Origin of the sequence: Robertmurraya korlensis (assembly GCF_023715225.1) — a bacterium.
In the GTDB taxonomy this organism is placed as follows: domain Bacteria; phylum Bacillota; class Bacilli; order Bacillales; family Cytobacillaceae; genus Robertmurraya_A.
The window spans coordinates 1-478 of record NZ_JAMBNS010000076.1 but is presented as its reverse complement, the minus strand read 5'-3'; the positions used below and the strand labels follow the sequence as shown (position 1 = coordinate 478).

Sequence of the window (478 nt, the reverse complement as noted above, 5' to 3'; positions counted from 1 at the left end):
ACCACAAACAGCACAACGGTCCAAAATCCTAACCAACCTGCTTCTTTGACCGATACCGCATAGGTATATAGGTATAATGCTTCTAAGTCAAAGATAACAAAGAAGATAGCGACGATATAGAATTTTGCAGATAAACGGATTCTGGCAGAACCAGCACTGACCACACCCGACTCGAAATTTTCTTGCTTTTGAAAGCCTTTAGAAGTACCACCTAACAATCTTGGTACAACAAGCATGAAAATACAAAGTCCTATGGCTGCCAAAATAAATACAATTGCAGACCAATCAATGACTGGAATCATGAGGATACTCCTGGGCAATACGACTAACCGTTACGTGGGTTAAGCAATTCAAGTTGGGACGATATTTTTGATACTTCCACCAAGCCCGTCTGGCTCAAGCGCAATATCACAAAGACGATGGCAGATAACTTCTTAAGAACTATTTTCCTTAAGATTACCTCGTACCAGCTAACAAG

The 478-nt window shown here is 40.8% G+C and carries 1 protein-coding gene; it reads right to left on the bottom strand.

Annotated elements, in window-relative coordinates; genetic code table 11:
* Window positions 1-302 (bottom strand): NADH-quinone oxidoreductase subunit A (gene ndhC, locus M3175_RS25885; RefSeq protein WP_251524557.1); only part of this gene is annotated, 302 nt, incomplete at its 3' end.
* Window positions 303-478 lie beyond the last annotated feature (176 nt).